We start from the raw sequence: 15,866 nt of genomic DNA on the forward strand, positions 1-15,866 counted from the left end.
TTTCCCCATGTGAGAGTAGGTCATCGTCAAGATTAAATTCCAAAACCCCATCTGCGAAAGCAGATGGGGTTTTGTTTTTGCACGCGAAAAAGTTCTTTCCCAGCTAACAGCTAACAGCTAACAGCTAACAGCTAACAGCTAACAGCTAACACCCAACAATCAGCGCCTATAAAAAAGCCCCGCATCACTGCAGGGCTTTCTACCGCCAGGCGACTTACTTACTCGCTAAGCGTTACAACGGATTGGGTCGCTTTTACCGGAGCGGCCTCATCACGACGTTGTATGTACTTCCAGTCCGCCTCGTCGATATAGATCCCGGCAGGCCCACTGCCGCCTTCCAGGTCGATGGCGACATGTGCCGACACTTGAGGCTTGACGCTCGCCAGAATCGGTACAAAGCCCAGCTGCAAGCTTGTTTCCAGCAGCGCGGCCTGGTTTCTTTCATCAATGTCAGCGGCTTCGTCGAGGTAGTAGGGCAGACGAATCCGTCCGGCCTGCTCGCGATCCATCAGGTGCAGCAAGAGATACATGTTGGTCAGTGCCTTGATGGTCATGGTCGTACCGTTGGACGCCGCGCCATCAATGTCGGTGTGGATAACCGGTTGGCTGTTAACCTTGGTGATCTCGAACGCAAGTTCGAACAGGTCTTTCAGACCGAGCTGGTTGTGGTTAGCCGCCACAAGGCGTGCCAGATATTCTTTGGCTTCCTCATTCTTGTTGTCCTGCTCGGCGCTCTGGCTCAGATCGAATACCGACAGTGTCTCGCCTTCTTCGTACTGACCGGCGCTGTGAATGATCTGGTCGATGTGCTTGAGCGCTTCCTTGTTCGGCGCGAGGACAATGCGGAAGCTCTCCAGGTTGGACACCTGCCGGCGGTTGATCTCACGGTTAAACAACGCCAGTTGGTGCTCAAGGCTGTCGTAGTCGCTGCGGATGTTGCGTAGCGTCCTCGCGATGTCGGTCACAGCGGCACGGCGTGCCTTACCCAAAGTCAGCGCTTCATCGGTGCGGTGGGCATAAGCGTTGATCAGCAATTGCAGACGCCGCTCCATGTCGTCTTCGCTGTCGAACTTCGCAACGCCTTTCAGGCGAACCTGCGCGTACAGCGCTTCGATCTGACCGTCGCAGCGCAAGAGGCCCTGCCAGCTGTCCTGATAATCATTGAGTAGCGGCAGCAAGTTCTCCAGCGAGTCATCCACCGGCTCCATGAACGGCGTGCCAAATGGCAGATCGGTCGGGAGCAGCTGACGACGACGCAGCGCGTCATCCAGCGTGCGTTGCTTGGATTCGAGATCGCCGATCTGCCGACCGATCAGTTGCAGCTTGGCGGACAGTTGTTGAACGCGCTCGGTGAAAGCATCACTGGAGCGTTTGAGCTCGTCTTGCGCCGCTTCCATCTGGGCCAACTGCTCAAGCTTTTCGCCCTCTTCCGCGGTCAGTGTTTGAGCGCGGCGGAAGTCTTCGAGCGCCTTCTGAGCATCCAGTACCTGCTGGTACAAAGCCTCTGTCTGAGTTTTGCTGGCCGCACGGTCGGCCGCGACGGCTTGTTGAGTCTTCAGTTGCTTGAGCTCTTTCTCCAGGCGCTCTTTCTGATCGCGCAGCGCGGCGCGGTCGGCCAGCGCTTGCAGGGCAGGGGGTTCGATGTTTGACAGATTGACGGTGAGGCCGGGCACTTCGAAGCGCTCGCCCTTGAACCCATCGAGAATCGCTTCAAGCGACTTCACCCACGCATCACCGTCATCCAGCGCGATGCCTTGTTCGCCCAACGGCAAACTGAACAGCGCGCTGTTAAACAGGCGCATCAGACGCTCTACATCAGGCTGCGAGAACTCTTCGCGCAGGCGGGCATAGCTGTTGTTATCCGCATGATCGAGCTGTTGTTTCACTGACTTGAGGCGTTTTTCCAGATCGCGCAGGCGCTCATCCAGATCCTCGGCGCTGAACTGACGCGACTGCGCGAGTGCACCGGCCAGTTCATCATGGGCATCCTTGGCAGCCAGTAACTGCTGCTCCAGAACCCTGACGTCGTCGACCAGCGCGAAGCGGTTCTTCAGGACTGCCAGCTCGCCGATCCAGCGCTGGATGTTGCTGATCTCGCGCTCCAGTCGCATCAGCTCTTGAGTGCTGCCACGCTGGTCGTTCTGCAGCGAATCCTGTTCGTTACGGTACTGCTCGCTCTGAATGACCAGCTCTTCTTTGCGCGCATTGGAATAGTCCTGCCATGTGCCCAGCAAGGAGTCGAGCAATGGCGACAGGCGATGCAGCTTGCCGCGGAGGATGTCGCGCTGTCTGACGCCGTTGGCCAACGCTTCGACCAGCGGGCCGGCGAGCACCAGTGCGTTGTAGTCCTGCTCCATGCGTCGTACGTCGCGGAACGCTTCTTCGCACGCTGCTATGTAATCGACGCTGCCGGAACGCAGGCTGTGCTCAAACGCGTCGAGGAACAGCTGCTTCAATTTGGCAGCAGTGATCTCGCGCATGTGCAGCAAGTTGATGAACAGCGCGCGGAAGGTCTTCAGGCTCTGTTCACTGGTCGAGCGCAGAGGAATCAGCGTCAGGTCCAGCGGAATCGACGTATGGCCACCGACCAGCAAACGGCGCAGTTCATCGGGCTTGAGCTCATAGGCCTTCAAACCCTGGCTTTCCAGATTGGCAAACAGCTCCTTCTGACGCAGGCAGGTATCGTCCTTCTGGTAATGAGCCAGGTCCAGCTTGCCGGCATAGGCAAAGAACTGGTGCCCGAAACCGCCGCCGGGGCCGCGACCGACCACGCCGATCACATGAGGGCCGTGGGGCAAGGAGACTTCGACGAGGATGTAGCTGGTGTCAGAAGCGAAATAGAAGCGCCGCGATTGATCAAGGCTGTATTTGCCGAAGCTCATGTCCGACATGCGCGCCAGAATCGGGAACTGCAAAGCGTTGATCGACGCACTCTTGCCCAGGTTATTGGCGCCGTAGACCGACAGCGGATGCTCCAGTGGAAACAACCCGAGGCTGTAACCGGCCGTGTTCAGTAGCGCAAAGCGGCGTATGCCGTAGCGTTCCTGGCTCATGCGTCATGCTCCTGTTCTTCAGCGATCGCCCGGGCTAGCGCTTGCTCTTCGGTTTCTGCGGATTCATCGAATTCGGTGAGGTCCAGCGGGTCGTCGGTTTCCAGCAGTCGCTCATCGCTGTCGTCGTCGATCAGCACCGGGGCCGGCAACGGCAGGGCGCTATGCAGGCTGGCCGCCAGATCACGGTCTTGCTGTACGGACAGGCAGACGTCGAGGAAGCGATGCATGGGCGGCAGGAAGCGATAGATGCCGACTTCCTCTGCGGCGAACCCCAGCTGGGTCATGCGGCGCATGATTTTTTCTTCCAGCTCTTCCTGAGTCTGTACTTCAGCTTGCAGGAACAGATCGCGGTACTTTTCCAGCAGCGAGGGCAGCTCGTCACGCCCCAGGCTGCCGCCATCGAGCACGGCAACCGGGTCGCGGCCCTGGTCGGCCAGGTGCTCGACGAGGATGAATGTGAACAGCGCCAGACGTTGCGCGGTCTTGTTGACCTGCGCGGCCGCCAGATCAGGCACGAAGTAGTAGAAGCCACGGGTGTCGCAGACCAGCTCGAAGCCCAACGCCTTGAACAGGCCACGGTATTGGTCTTGAAGATTGGACAGTTGCGCGTACAGCTCGGGATCGCGGCGGCTGACGTGGTAGCCCTTGAACAGCTCGCGGAAGATCGGCGCCAGCTGGGTCATTTCGGATAGATCAAGATGCATGGGCGGTGCCCTCGGAATTCTCTGGGGTGGCGTCTTTGCTCGAGAGCAGGGCGAAGGAGCGCAGGCTGACACGGTGCTCCTGAGTCAGGTATTCGCGGCGTTCAAGTCGCTCGCGCTTGAAGCGTTTGTCCCGCGACAGGCGCGAAAACCAGTACAGCAATTCGTCGGTCGCGCCGGTGGGCTCCTGCTCCAGCAGCCAGACCATCAGATCCGGCATCGGCAGGGCGTCTTCGCAACGCTCGACCATCTCTCTGACCGTACGTGGCGCGCGAGGCGGCTCGCCCTTGCGAGTGACATTGGCCTTGGGGAAGCGCGCGGGCTTGGGCTCGAAACGCGCCAGTGCATACACGTATGCTTCAACCTGATTGGCACTGCCGAGAAACGTGCTTTGCGGACGGGTGAACATCGGCATCGCCGCTTGTGGCACGGCGTCGAGGCCTCGTCGACGGATCGCCGACAATGCGAGGGCCGCGCCGCGGGTCACAGCATTGTGGCGACGGGCCTCTTCACGCAGCGGCAGCAGCAATTCACGCGCATGACGCAGGGTCAGCTGCGCGCTGGTCTGCATTTCGAGGATCCGCGCGTGGGTGCGCAGGAGCATGTCGTCGTCGACCAGATGGCCGAGACGTTGCTGATCGGTGAGCATGCGCAGCAGCACGTTCTCTACCTTGCGTACGCCCTGTTCGAAGGCGCCATCAGCGTTCACCAGCTGGATCATCGGCTCGACGTATTCATCCCAGGTCGCCAGTACTTCCGCGTAACGCTGACGCAGCGGAATCTGTCGATCACTGGTCTTGGCGCGTTCTGCCACGGCCACCAGCGCCTGCTCATCGTTGGCGAGCTTCTTTAGTACATCGCGCACGCGCATGTCGAGCAGGCGCAGTTGCCGCGCCAGGTCATTGGCGTCGCGGGCGTCGAAAGCTTCCTGTATGTAGCCGGCCAGCCGTTCGAGGTGGCGCAGGTACGCTTCGATTTCCAGGCACAAGCCCAGCCGATGCTCGCGGCGCAGGTACGAGAGGAAATCGTGGATCTGCGCGTTCAGCTCGAAACGGTTCGGGCTTTTCGCCACCGGGACCAGAATGTCGAGCCGAATCCAGACGTCCAGCAGAGTGGTGATGTCCTGGGGCGTGCTCTCCAGTTGCTGGGCCGCCAGCTGCAAGCGTAGTTCGCTCAGGCTCAGAGTGCCCTGGTCGAAGTGCTCGCAGAGTGGCTCGAGAAGCGCCCAGTGTTCGGCAAGGGCGCGCAGGACGCGCTTAGGTTCGATCATCGGATGGTCGCTGACTGGCAAATAAAAGCGGCGATTGTACTGCATCGCCGGGCTCGTTTTTCACCCACAGTCGATCAACAGCGGCGGGAAGCGGTGAAGGCCTGTAGAATCTCCCGCCTGACTTTATCCACAGGTAGCTGACCTTTGCTCAACGAGCCTCGTCGTCGCGCTTATCTGACCGCCATGCAGGTGGTCAGCTGGCTGCCGCGCACTGAATTGCCTTTCGCCGCGCCGTCGCGTCCCGAGCTGCTTGCGCCCGTGCCGCAGGTAGTGGACGCGTCTGTGCCGGTTATTCAGGCGGATGCGCCAGTCGCGCCGGACCGCGACTCGCCACCCGCTGCTCCCACGCCCGTTGCGCGTACCGTCGAGCGGCCGAAGATCGATATACCCCGCCCATCCAGTGCGCCCAAGCCAAAGCCTGTGCAGGAAGAAGCGGCCTCACCGGCCGTGGTAAAAGCGCCGGTTGCGCCGCCGCCCCGTTTTGCCCTGCAACTGCTGCGCGCCGGGAGTTGCCTGTTGCTGGTGGAGCTGGTGACCGGCGAGCCGTTTCAGAGCCGCGACCCTTCCTATCTGTTGCTCAAGGACATGCTGCGCGCCGCTGGCCTGCCGGACAGCCCACAAATCATCGGCGAGCCTGTGCGCTGGCCGCTGTTGGTGCGCGGGCAAATGGATCAAGGGCCGGAAGCCGCGCGGGATTTCGTCCAGGGTTTTCTGTACGCCCGGGTCGAAGAGCAACCTTGCACCTGCCTGTGGCTGATCGGACTTCCGGCGCTGCGGTTTGCGGCTGAAACTGACGCTGAATCCTACAATCTTGAACTCCAGGTCGACGGCCTGGGGTTAGCCTGGGCGCTGCCGGGTCTGGAGCTGTTGATGGACGAGCCGCAGCGAAAGGCCGAAGTGTGGCGCTCCATGCGTCAATTGATGGGCCGTTGGAAGACCGCAGATGAATGACGCAGTAACGTTTCGCCGCATGACCGAAGCTGACCTGGACGCTGTCCTGAAGATCGAATACGCCGCTTTCAGTCATCCCTGGACGCGGGGCATTTTCATCGATGCGCTGAAGTCATACGAAGTCTGGCTGATGTTCGAAGGCAGTCAGCAGGTGGGGCATGGGGTGATCAATGTGATCATCGATGAGGCGCACTTGCTCAATATTACGGTCAAGCCCGAGAGCCAAGGGCGCGGGTTGGGGCTGGTGCTGCTTGAGCACCTGATGAAGCGCGCCTACGAGATCAATGGCCGGGAATGTTTTCTCGAACTGCGAGACAGCAATCGCTCAGCCTACCGTTTATACGAGCGCTACGGTTTCAACGAAATAGGCCGACGTCGGGATTACTATCCGGCAGTGGGCGGGCGTGAGGACGCTATCGTCATGGCCTGCACGCTGTTCGAATAATCCCGGGCCGTCGTGGGGGCGAACGAAGTTCGCCCCCACAAAGCTGCAGCCGCTGATCAGACGCCAGGCTTGCCGTCCAGCGGATCAAGAATGGCCATTTCTTCTTCGTCCAGGCCATCGCCACCGCCAATGTCATCTTCATCGACGATGCTCAGGTCCAGATCAGCCGGGCCACCTTCGCCGGCTTCGCGAGGCGAGCGTGCGCCGTCTTCGCGGATCAGCGTTTCAGGGCTCATGTCGTCGTCGGTCGGGTTGTGATCATCGGTGGATGCACCGGTCATCCCGGCTTCACGTACGCGTTCATCAGGGATCAATGTGTCCAGCTCATCTTCAGGAATGATGTCGCCAATGCGCCCGCTCGGCTCATTGTTGTCGTTGAAGTTGAGCTCTTCCATCGATCCCATGCGGTCTTCGTTGTCATCGATGGGCTCAGGTTGAGTGGCATCGAATGGACGGCGTGAATCGTTCATGGCAAATCCTCAATAATGTCGGTCCTAATGGGTGGACCGGACGACATGGCGAAGATTCCATCTGCTTCCTGATCGGTGTTTGCTGATCGGCCCATTATCCGCGTGACCCGAAGCGCCGAGCCCCAGTCATAGCTGAGCATCATTTCCGAGGCATCAACGCATGAACGAACTACAAGACTTGATCGACAACAACGAACGTTGGGCTGCCGCCATCAAGGAAGAAGACCCGGAGTTCTTTGCCAAGCTGGCGCGCCAGCAGACGCCGGAATTCCTCTGGATCGGTTGTTCGGACGCCCGTGTTCCCGCCAATGAAATCGTCGGCATGCTGCCGGGGGATCTGTTCGTGCATCGCAACGTGGCGAACGTCGTGCTGCACACTGACCTTAATTGCCTGTCGGTGATTCAGTACGCCGTCGACGTGCTGAAGGTCAAACACATCCTCGTCACCGGCCACTATGGTTGTGGCGGCGTGCGCGCTTCGATGCAGGACCGCCAGTTCGGCCTGATCGACGGCTGGCTGCGCACGATCCGCGACCTGTATTACGAAAACCGCGAACTGCTGGCCAAGCTGCCGACTGAAGAAGAACAGGTCGATCGACTGTGCGAGCTGAACGTGATTCAGCAGGTCGCCAACGTCGGCCACACCAGCATTGTGCAAAACGCCTGGCATCGCGGGCAGAAGCTGTCGGTCCACGGCTGCATCTACGGCATCAAGGATGGACGCTGGAAGAGTCTGAACGCGACCATCAGCGGTCCGGAGCAATTGCCGCCGCAGTATCGTTTGCGTCCGCAGGGGGAGTGATCGAGTAGGGCAAGCGTCCATCAAGGTGTAGGAGTGAGCTTGCTCGCGATAGCGTTAGTCCAGTCACATCTGTGTGAGCTGAAGACATCGCGAGCAAGCTCACTCCTGCAGGATCGGTGCGTTAAAGCTGAGCGTTCTTCATCAGAGGCAGCGGCTTCTGCAGTTGCTTGATCTGCCGAGACACTTCGCCCGTCCGGCATTTCGCTGCCGCCTGATCCGGCGTCAACTTGCGCACCGTGGTGAAGAACAACTTGCAGGTCTCAACTTTGTTGGTCACCTGCCAGTTGGTGGTGCATTGGTTCAACAGCGCGGTTGGATCGGTGGTCGGTTTCTGCCCCATGCCGGCTTGCCAGCACGCCGCGCTCAGGTCCTGGCCCATGACTTTCAAGCCGGCTTCATCCGCCTTGGCTTCGTCCCCGCCGTAGTTGCTTTTATCCGCCGCATTCCAGATATAGCTCGGGTGATTGGAACCCAGTACGGCGACGCTTTGCCCACTGGCCGGGCTGACGCTCGCCAGGCCCAACACCGGCACCGTCACGTTGTATTGCTGCTTCAGCCAGGCGCGCACGGGGGCACCGAAAGCGACCATCGGCAGCGATGCACCTGCCGCTGTTTGCGTCAGTTGCCTGACCATGGTCGTCTGGTAATCGGTGAAGTAGCTGTAAACGTTTTCAAGGTCCTTGCCGGCGTTGGAGGGCGCAGCGATGGGCGCGATGTCGATGATGGTTTGATAGGCCGGCGTCTGCTCCTTGGGGATGCCGTTATCGGTGAGCAGCTCGGACCAGCGGTCGGTAGTGGCCGAGAAAAGATAGTCCTGGGCTTGCGTCAGCGAGTAGTCCGGCGGGAAATGCAGCAGCTCGACGCTCTTGCGGTTCTCCAGCGCCATGCCTAGTGGCAGAAACAGATACCAGTTATAGGCAAATTTGTTATCGGCGTTGAGTTTGCTCGCGCCGGCGTAGGCCAGGTCGCCGGCGTCGAGCAGCGCCGAGAGTGGTTTGTCGTAGCCGTCCGGCACACCGGTGATGTCGGCGTAGATCACATCATTGTCGTTGTGCACCGCCACCTTGGCAGCGGCGTAGCCGTCTCGCTGCACGCTTTGCGTGAGGTAGTGCTCGACGGTCTGTTCCAGCGTCCAGTTTCGGAAGCAGATGACATTGCAGTTGTTCGGGTAGGCAAACAGGTGTGTAACGCGTTCCTTACTCCCCAGTTCGACGTTGACGTCGGCCTGAGCGGTGAGGCTTAGCGTCAATGCGGTCAGTGCGATGCTCAATGCAGCGGTTTTTTTCATGCTCATGTCCTTGTTGGCGTAGACACCCCTCTACGTGGGTGGTGTTTCGATGATGAAACACTTGGACATGACTGGGAATGGGCAACAATGGCTGCGGGCCATTTTCAATGGCGCGCGCGTCAAAGCACGAACCGCTGAACCATTGTGTTCAAGTCGGTTGCCAGCATCGACAGCGCACTGCTCGCCACCGTGGTTTGCTGAGCGCCTGACGCCGATTGCGTCGACAGATCGCGAATGCTGCTCAGGTTGCGATCGACTTCGCTAGCCACTTGAGCCTGTTGCTCGGCGGCGCTGGCGATCAGCATGTTCCGGTCGCTGATGGTCGAGGTTGCGCTGATGATCACCGTCAGTGCATGACCCGTTGCCGCGGCCTGCTCCAGGGTGAGATTGGCGTGGGCCGCGGTGACGCGTAGCGTTTGCGCGGTCTCCTGAGTGCTTTTCTGTACATCGTTGATCAGGGTCTCGATCTCGGTGGTTGACGCGCTGGTGCGTTGGGCGAGCGAGCGTACTTCATCGGCGACCACGGCGAATCCGCGGCCCGCTTCGCCCGCCCGTGCGGCTTCGATGGCGGCATTCAGTGCAAGCAGGTTGGTCTGGTTGGCAATCGCTCGGATCACTTCGAGAATCTTGCTGATGCTCAGCGTGCGCTCGGCGAGACCGTCGGCCTGGTGAGAAGAATCCAGAACGTTGTCGGTCAGCTCCTTGATCGAATCAATGGTGCCGGTCAGGCGCAGACGTCCCTCGGCGGCCGCTTCGTTGGACGCCTTCGATTCGCTCGACGTGCTGCTGGCGTTATCGGCGACTTCCCCGGCAGCCTGACTCATCTGGTTCACGGCAACTGCCGCCTGTTCGATCTCATCGTTTTGCAGTTGCAGGTTTTTGGCACTGGCCTCGGCAATCGAGCCCATCTCATGGACCGACTGGCTCAACTGGCCCGCCGCGGCGTAAATCTGATCGATCGTGCCGTGAAGATTGGCGCGCATCAGGCCCAGGGTCTTCAGTAATTGCGCCGTTTCGTCCTTACCCTCCGGAATCGGCTGCGGGCTCAGATCGCCTTGAGCAATGGTGCTGGCGATATGCAGCGACTGACGCAGGGGGCGAATGATGCTCAGGCTCAGGCGCCACGCGAGCAACAACGTGAGCACCAGCGCCACCACGATAGCGCTGACGGCGATGATACGGGTCTGCTGGAAGCGCGCGCCGGCGGCATCGACGGTGCCCGCCGCACTTTGCTTGTTCAGCTCGCGCAGCAACTGCACTTGCATGTCCATCAGGTCACCCTGCAGGCTCAGCGTGGTGTTGAGCAGCATGCGCGCGTCGTCCAGTTTGCGTTGTTCGATCAGCGCGATTTCGTCGTGAAGCCCCGGCATGAAGGCGGCATAGGCGTCTTGGAGCGCCTTGATGGAGTCCCGCTCGGTGCTGTCGGTGGCGTGGGCGAGATAGTCGACGAAGCCTTTTTCGACCTCGTTCTTCAACTGCTCGACGTTGATTTTGCTCGTCACCACCGCGCCGGGGTCGTCGGCATTGGCGATCAGCCTCGCGCTCTCGCCGCGCAACTTGATCAGGTCGATGGCGATCGCGTCCGCCATGGCAATGCTGGGCAAGGACCCACTCTCAACCGCCTCCCCCTGATCGCGGATGCTTTGCATCTGCAACAGGCAGAACACACCGAGCGCCACCAGCAACAGCGCGGTCACGCCGAAGCACAGCACCAACCGCTGGGTAATCCTGAAACGACGCAGGAAAGCAGGCCTGGAAGAAGGACGGACCACACGACGCAATAACCTTTTCACTGCCAATCATCCCATCGACGAAAACACCGGAGAGATGGTTATAGAGGTGTTCCATGATGTCTTTGTGACATTGCTGGGAATGTTTCGGAATTGTTGCGGTACGGTCAGATGGTGCGAGACAAAAGGATATCAGCGGGAAGCCGGGTGGGCATTGTCAGCGCTGATTGTGGGATACGTCTTTGCAACTCTCGGCGGCCTTGTTGCGTTATTTTCTGTACATACAATAATTCAATGCAGATAATCTTCGACATCGCAAAATGCGACATCACCCTTCTAAAGCGTGGCCTCGACTTTAGGGATGCCGGCCTGGTATTCGCCGGCAGGCATTTGACCCACGAAGATTGCCGGCAGGACTACGGGGAAACCCGATATATCACGGTTGGTGTGTTGTCAGAGCGTATGGTGGTCCTGGTCTGGACACCGCGCGGCGCGGCTCGCCGTATCATTTCCATGAGAAAAGCCAATGAGCGTGAACAAACCCTCTACCGGCATCGACTGGGTTGATCCCGACGATGCACCCGAGTTGTCAGATGCATACTTCGATCATGCTGATGAATACATGGGAGAACAACTGGTCAAGCGTGGCCGACCTCGTGCGGTTCTTCTGCGAGAGCGGATTACCATTCGCCTGGAGCACGACGTGGTGGAGCAATTCCGGGCTTCAGGACCAGGTTGGCAAACGCGTATGAATGCTGCGCTGGTCGACTGGCTAAAAACCCATGAGCCATCCGAAATAGCGCTATGACCTTCAAGGCATCCTAAGCACCAATCTCCTCCATAAACTCCCGCAAAAACCGCTCCGCCCGTGCATGCCTGACCTGCGCCATATGGCGGCCCGCGGCCGTTTTAAACCCCTGCGCCAGGGTGAAGATTTTGGTTGTGAAGTGATCGACAGCGAAGCGTTTGTCGTCCAGGTCGCGCTGTTGCGCCTGCGGGTCGACCGGATCGTAGAGATGGCTGCCCATCCGCCCGGACACGTAGAACAGCCGCGCCACGCCAACCATGCCGAGGGCGTCGAGACGGTCGGCGTCCTGCAGGATTTTTGCTTCCAGCGTGGTGGGTGTGATGTTGGCCGAATAGCTGTGGGACTCGATGGCGTGTGCGACGGCCTGGGTGCGCTCCTCGTCCCAGCCCATTTCGGCCAGTAGCTCGGTCGCTTTTGCCGCGGCCAGACGCGAGGCGCTTGAGCGAAAGGGCGAGTTCTTTTCCACCGAAACGCAGTCGTGGAGCAGGGTGGCGGCGAGCAGGACTTGATGATCACCGCCCTCCGTGTCACGAATGGCGCAGACGTTGCTCCAGACTCGGTGCAGGTGGGAAACGTCGTGGGAGCCGTCGAGCCTTTCCGCCACGGTGTGGGGAATCAGCAGGTCGGCGAGGGACTGAAAAGGGGCGAATGAGAGAGCGGTCATTGATCATCCTGTCGATGTCGGCGGACGGTGCGCCAGCATACAGATTGACTCGCGTCAGCGCTCCCGGTTCGCTGATCACTGCCACGCACGTTGCACGGCAGAGGTCAGTTCAGTCGTCGCGCATTAACTCACTGGCCTTTCATGGCCGCTGTCAGCCTGTCCACGTTGTAGCGAAACATCGCCACGTAGGTCGCCGCCGGGCCGTCTGCGGGTGACAGCGATTCCACGTACAGCTCGCCGCCCGGGTGCGCGCCGCTGGCTTTGGCAATCTGCTGCACGAGGCGCGGGTCGCCGGAGTTTTCGAAGAAGTAGGCGCTGACGTGCTCCTTTTTGATCTGATTGATCAGCTTGCCGACGTCAGCCGCCGAGGCTTCGGTTTCAGTGGAAAAGCCCAGCGGCGAGAGGAAGGTCACGCCATAGGCGTCGCCGAAATAGCCGAAGGCGTCGTGGGACGTCAGCACTTTGCGCTGTGCGACCGGGATGGCGCCGATCTGAGTGCGGGCGTAGGCGTCAATGTCCTGCAGTTGGGCGATGTATTTCTCACCATTGGCTTTGTAATCGGCGGCATTGTCCGGGTCGGCTTTCTGCAGGGCCTTAATGATGTTTCTGACGTAAACGACGCCGTTTACCGCGCTGTTCCAGGCATGGGGGTCGGTGATCTTCTTGCCGTCTTCTTCCATGCTGCGGGTCATGATTCCGTCAGACAGCACGACAGGCTGGCCTTTGTAGCCGGAAGCGGTGATCAGCCGATCCAGCCAGCCCTCCAGATGCAAGCCGCTGACAAATACTACGTCGGCTTTTTTCAGTGCCTGGGCGTCGTTGGGGGTGGGCTCGTAGACGTGCGGGTCGCCATTTGGTCCGATGAGTGAGGTCACGTGGACGTGATCGCCGCCGACGTTGTGCACCATGTCGGCGATGACGGTGAACGATGCGACGGTCTCCAGGGTTTTTGCCTGGGCGAAGTTGGCCAGACCCGACAACGCCAGCGCGGCGGTCAGAAGTGTGAAACGTTTCATGGTGGTTTCCTTGCGGTAAGAGGACGATCAGCCGGACAGATGAACCCTCGGGAACAGCCGGCGTAAAAAGCCGCTGCGTCCAAAGAACAGTGAGAACCCGTAAAAGGCGCTGGCGGTGAGCACGATGGCCGGGCCCGAAGCGACGCTGGCGTGGTAGGAGACGATCAGGCCGATGAAGCCCGAGAGCGTGGCCACCACGGTCGAAATCACGATCATGCCTGTGAGCGAACGTGCCCAGAACCGTGCGACGGTGGCGGGCAGCATCATCATGCCGACGGCCATCAGCGTGCCCAGCGCCTGAAACCCCGCCACCAGATTGAGCACCACCAGCAGCAGAAACAGCACGTGATACAGCGACCCGCGACCGCCCACCGCGCGCAGAAAACCCGGGTCGAAGCATTCGAGGATCAACGGGCGGTAGATCAGCGCGAGCAGAATCAAGGTGAACGATGCGATGCCGCCGACCATGAAAATCGCCTGATCGTCGATCGCCAGAATGGTCCCGAACAGCACGTGAAGCAGGTCCACATTGGAGCCGTGCAGGGACACGATCAGCACGCCGGCGGCCAGCGATGTCAGATAAAAGCTGGCGAAGCTCGCGTCCTCGCGAAGCGTGGTGTAACGGCTTACCAATCCTGAGAGCAACGCCACGGCGAGACCTGCGATCAGGCCTCCGAAGCCCATTGCCGGGAGTGACAATCCGGCGAACAGAAACCCGACGGCGGCACCCGGCAACACCGCGTGGCTCATGGCGTCGCCCACCAGACTCATGCGCCGCAGCATCAACAGCACGCCGACCGGGCCGGAGCCGATGCCCAGCGCCAGGCACGCCACCAGGGCGCGGCGCATGAAACCGAAATCAACGAAGGGCTGGATCAACAAGCTATAGAGCGTCACAGCGTTTGCTCCCCATCGGCGTCGCATGGCTGCGCGTCCGGGTTCCAGTGTTCGGCCATGTTCTTGGCACGGCGCAGGTTGTCGTCGTTGAGGATGTCGGCGGTGTCGCCCCAGGCAATGATTTCCCGTGCCAGCAACAGCGTGCTCGGAAAATGCTGACGCACCTGCTCGATGTCATGCAGCACCGCAATAACGGTGCGGCCCTGGCCATGCCATGTGCGGATCAACTGCAGCAAGTCCCGCGTGGTGCGTGCGTCGATGGCAGTGAAGGGCTCGTCGAGCAGAATCACCGAAGCGTCCTGCAATAAAAGCCGGGCGAACAGCACGCGCTGAAACTGACCCGACGACAGCGAGCTGATGCTGCGTTGCTCGAACCCCGCCAAACCCACGGCCCCCAGCGCCTCTTGGGCCTGTTGAGCGTGCTTTTGCGTGGCGCCCCGGAACGCGCCGATGCTGCGCCAGGCGCCCATCATCACGGTGTCCGCTACGCTGAGCGGAAAGCTGCGGTCGATCTCGGCAGCTTGCGGCAGATAACCGATGTGCCGCGTTGCCAACTGATTGCGCTCGATGCGCCCGACCGCGGGTTTGAGCGTGCCAGCAATGGCTTTGATCAGCGTGGATTTACCGGCGCCGTTCGGCCCGACGATCGCCGTCAGGCTGCCCGCCGCAAATCGGCCGTTCGCGTGGTGCACCGCTGGCCGGCGCTCATAGGTGAGCGTCAGGTCGTGGAGGTCGATGGCAGCGCTCATGGAATCGCCACTGCCCAGGCAACGCCGATCCACAGCAGGACCAGCATGGCGAGGGAAATCAACACGCGCTTGCCGGCCGATTGAGCCAGTGCGGAGGTTGCAAGGGACGGGGAAATTCGGGAATCGCGCTTCACTGAAAGGACTGCCTGAAATACTTTGTTATAGTATTACATCACCTTTGGCGTGATCTGCAAAGCGCGATTTCGACGGAGTTCAGGGAGGCGACAGTTTCCCTCTCGCAGGGGAGGGTGGCGTTTCCCCAGCGCAATAAACCCTGTAGTTTTCGATCACTTTTCTCTTTGCCAGGATGATTCCCATGACCGCTTCTCACCGGCGTACGGTACCCCTCGCCAAATGTTATCGCCTGCTTAACCACGGCCCGACTGTCTTGATCAGCGCTGCCCACGACGGTCAGCGCAACATCATGGCGGCGGCCTGGGCGATGCCGCTGGACTTCCAGCCGCCGAAAGTCACCGTCGTGCTGGATAAGTCTGTGTGGACGCGGCAGTTGCTCGAAGGCTCCGGCACGTTCGTGATCAACGTGCCGACCCTCAGCCAGATCGATATCGTCGAGACCGTCGGCTCGACCTCAGGGCTGGACATCTCCCAGGAGCAGGGCCTGGATAAATTCAAGGCTTATGGCCTGCAGACCTTCGCGGGCTCCCACGTTGAAGCTCCGCTGCTGGAAGGCTGCGCGGGCTGGCTGGAGTGCCGATTGATTCCCGAGCCGCACAATCAGAGCGCCCACGATCTGTTCATCGGCGAAGTGGTCGCGGCGTGGGCGGATGAGCGCGTGTTTTCCGAAGGGCACTGGCATTTCGAGGGGCATGACGCGCTGCGGACGATTCACCATGTCGCGGGCGGGCATTTTCTGGTGATCGGCGATGGCGTGGAGGGCAAGGTGCTGCCGCGATCCGCTGACTGACCCAAGCCTGGCTGGATAGGGCCGCGCCCCATGCTGGAAGGGGCGCGGCAGATCAGTTTCTCAGTCGTCGGATTTGCGCACGGCGGTGACCGATGAA

17 protein-coding genes and 1 pseudogene are annotated in these 15,866 nt (G+C 60.3%); 6 read left to right on the forward strand and 12 right to left on the reverse strand.

The features are described 5' to 3' along the window. Positions 1–218 precede the first annotated feature (218 nt). From mksF to mksB, 3 genes are read right to left on the reverse strand one after another with little or no spacing between them, the layout of a single operon-like run. A complete protein-coding gene (mksF, locus tag ACQKEN_RS22380) occupies positions 219–3,053 on the reverse strand; it encodes an Mks condensin complex protein MksF (protein ID WP_427688857.1) in 2,835 nt (944 codons plus the stop codon). Further along, complete coding sequence (mksE, locus tag ACQKEN_RS22385; protein WP_427688859.1) at positions 3,050–3,757, reverse strand: Mks condensin complex protein MksE; 708 nt, start codon at positions 3,755–3,757, stop codon at positions 3,050–3,052. The genes mksF and mksE overlap by 4 nt, the downstream gene beginning before the upstream one ends. Then, positions 3,747–5,024, reverse strand: coding sequence for an Mks condensin complex protein MksB (gene mksB, locus ACQKEN_RS22390; RefSeq protein WP_133772577.1), 1,278 nt, complete (start codon positions 5,022–5,024; stop codon positions 3,747–3,749). Before mksB ends, mksE begins: the two co-directional genes overlap by 11 nt. 144 nt (positions 5,025–5,168) lie before the next feature. Here mksB and ACQKEN_RS22395 point away from each other — a divergent pair, with 144 nt between their 5' ends. Then, positions 5,169–5,975: an energy transducer TonB gene (locus ACQKEN_RS22395; protein ID WP_427688861.1), complete on the forward strand. Its 807-nt coding sequence runs from the start codon at positions 5,169–5,171 to the stop codon at positions 5,973–5,975. Then, the gene (gene rimI / locus ACQKEN_RS22400; protein WP_427688863.1) at positions 5,968–6,420 is read left to right on the forward strand and encodes a ribosomal protein S18-alanine N-acetyltransferase; all 453 of its coding nucleotides are present in this window, start codon (positions 5,968–5,970) and stop codon (positions 6,418–6,420) included. Before ACQKEN_RS22395 ends, rimI begins: the two co-directional genes overlap by 8 nt. Before the next feature lie 56 nt (positions 6,421–6,476). On the opposite strand, the gene ACQKEN_RS22405 is transcribed toward rimI, so the two are convergent. After that, positions 6,477–6,890 carry a serine kinase/phosphatase gene (locus tag ACQKEN_RS22405; RefSeq protein ID WP_427688865.1) on the reverse strand — a complete coding sequence of 138 codons (414 nt, stop codon included), beginning with the start codon at positions 6,888–6,890 and terminating at the stop codon, positions 6,477–6,479. A 160-nt stretch (positions 6,891–7,050) separates the two neighbouring features. Between ACQKEN_RS22405 and can the strand changes: the two genes are divergently transcribed. Beyond that, entirely contained in the window at positions 7,051–7,692 is a 642-nt protein-coding gene (can, locus tag ACQKEN_RS22410) for a carbonate dehydratase (protein WP_065991764.1), read from the forward strand. A gap of 121 nt (positions 7,693–7,813) precedes the next feature. Here can and ACQKEN_RS22415 read toward each other — a convergent pair whose 3' ends face one another. From ACQKEN_RS22415 to ACQKEN_RS22425, 3 genes and pseudogenes are all read right to left on the reverse strand, one after another. Next, a complete protein-coding gene (locus tag ACQKEN_RS22415; RefSeq protein WP_427688867.1) occupies positions 7,814–8,980 on the reverse strand; it encodes a hypothetical protein in 1,167 nt (388 codons plus the stop codon). 119 nt (positions 8,981–9,099) lie between these two features. Further along, positions 9,100–9,963, reverse strand: coding sequence for a methyl-accepting chemotaxis protein (locus tag ACQKEN_RS22420; RefSeq protein WP_427688916.1), 864 nt, complete (start codon positions 9,961–9,963; stop codon positions 9,100–9,102). Further along, a pseudogene (locus tag ACQKEN_RS22425) lies at positions 9,958–10,773 on the reverse strand (MCP four helix bundle domain-containing protein); the annotation flags it as partial. The pseudogene ACQKEN_RS22425 and the gene ACQKEN_RS22420, both read right to left, overlap by 6 nt. A 231-nt stretch (positions 10,774–11,004) precedes the next feature. Here ACQKEN_RS22425 and ACQKEN_RS22430 point away from each other — a divergent pair. Together ACQKEN_RS22430 and ACQKEN_RS22435 are read left to right on the forward strand one after the other, a co-directional pair. Further along, the gene (locus tag ACQKEN_RS22430) at positions 11,005–11,277 is read left to right on the forward strand and encodes a BrnT family toxin (protein ID WP_331103883.1); all 273 of its coding nucleotides are present in this window, start codon (positions 11,005–11,007) and stop codon (positions 11,275–11,277) included. Further along, positions 11,237–11,518, forward strand: a complete 282-nt coding sequence (locus ACQKEN_RS22435) for a BrnA antitoxin family protein (protein WP_427688869.1) — start codon at positions 11,237–11,239, stop codon at positions 11,516–11,518. The genes ACQKEN_RS22430 and ACQKEN_RS22435 overlap by 41 nt, the downstream gene beginning before the upstream one ends. A 13-nt stretch (positions 11,519–11,531) precedes the next feature. Here ACQKEN_RS22435 and ACQKEN_RS22440 read toward each other — a convergent pair whose 3' ends face one another. The 5 genes from ACQKEN_RS22440 to ACQKEN_RS22460 all read right to left on the reverse strand — a co-directional run bounded on the left by ACQKEN_RS22440 (position 11,532) and on the right by ACQKEN_RS22460 (position 14,978). Continuing rightward, entirely contained in the window at positions 11,532–12,182 is a 651-nt protein-coding gene (locus ACQKEN_RS22440; RefSeq protein WP_108120609.1) for an HD domain-containing protein, read from the reverse strand. Positions 12,183–12,310: 128 nt separating this feature from the next. Then, the gene (locus tag ACQKEN_RS22445; RefSeq protein WP_427688871.1) at positions 12,311–13,198 is read right to left on the reverse strand and encodes a metal ABC transporter substrate-binding protein; all 888 of its coding nucleotides are present in this window, start codon (positions 13,196–13,198) and stop codon (positions 12,311–12,313) included. A 27-nt stretch (positions 13,199–13,225) separates the two neighbouring features. Then, a complete protein-coding gene (locus ACQKEN_RS22450; RefSeq protein ID WP_427688873.1) occupies positions 13,226–14,095 on the reverse strand; it encodes a metal ABC transporter permease in 870 nt (289 codons plus the stop codon). Then, positions 14,092–14,844 carry a metal ABC transporter ATP-binding protein gene (locus ACQKEN_RS22455; RefSeq protein WP_427688875.1) on the reverse strand — a complete coding sequence of 251 codons (753 nt, stop codon included), beginning with the start codon at positions 14,842–14,844 and terminating at the stop codon, positions 14,092–14,094. The genes ACQKEN_RS22450 and ACQKEN_RS22455 overlap by 4 nt, the downstream gene beginning before the upstream one ends. Next, the gene (locus ACQKEN_RS22460) at positions 14,841–14,978 is read right to left on the reverse strand and encodes a hypothetical protein (protein WP_427688877.1); all 138 of its coding nucleotides are present in this window, start codon (positions 14,976–14,978) and stop codon (positions 14,841–14,843) included. The genes ACQKEN_RS22455 and ACQKEN_RS22460 overlap by 4 nt, the downstream gene beginning before the upstream one ends. A 182-nt stretch (positions 14,979–15,160) precedes the next feature. Between ACQKEN_RS22460 and ACQKEN_RS22465 the strand changes: the two genes are divergently transcribed. Further along, on the forward strand, positions 15,161–15,769 hold the full coding sequence (locus tag ACQKEN_RS22465) for a flavin reductase family protein (RefSeq protein ID WP_427688879.1): 609 nt from the start codon (positions 15,161–15,163) through the stop codon (positions 15,767–15,769). Positions 15,770–15,866: the final 97 nt, after the last annotated feature.

The organism is Pseudomonas sp. NPDC078416 (assembly GCF_050268485.1).
In the GTDB taxonomy this organism is placed as follows: Bacteria; Pseudomonadota; Gammaproteobacteria; order Pseudomonadales; family Pseudomonadaceae; genus Aquipseudomonas.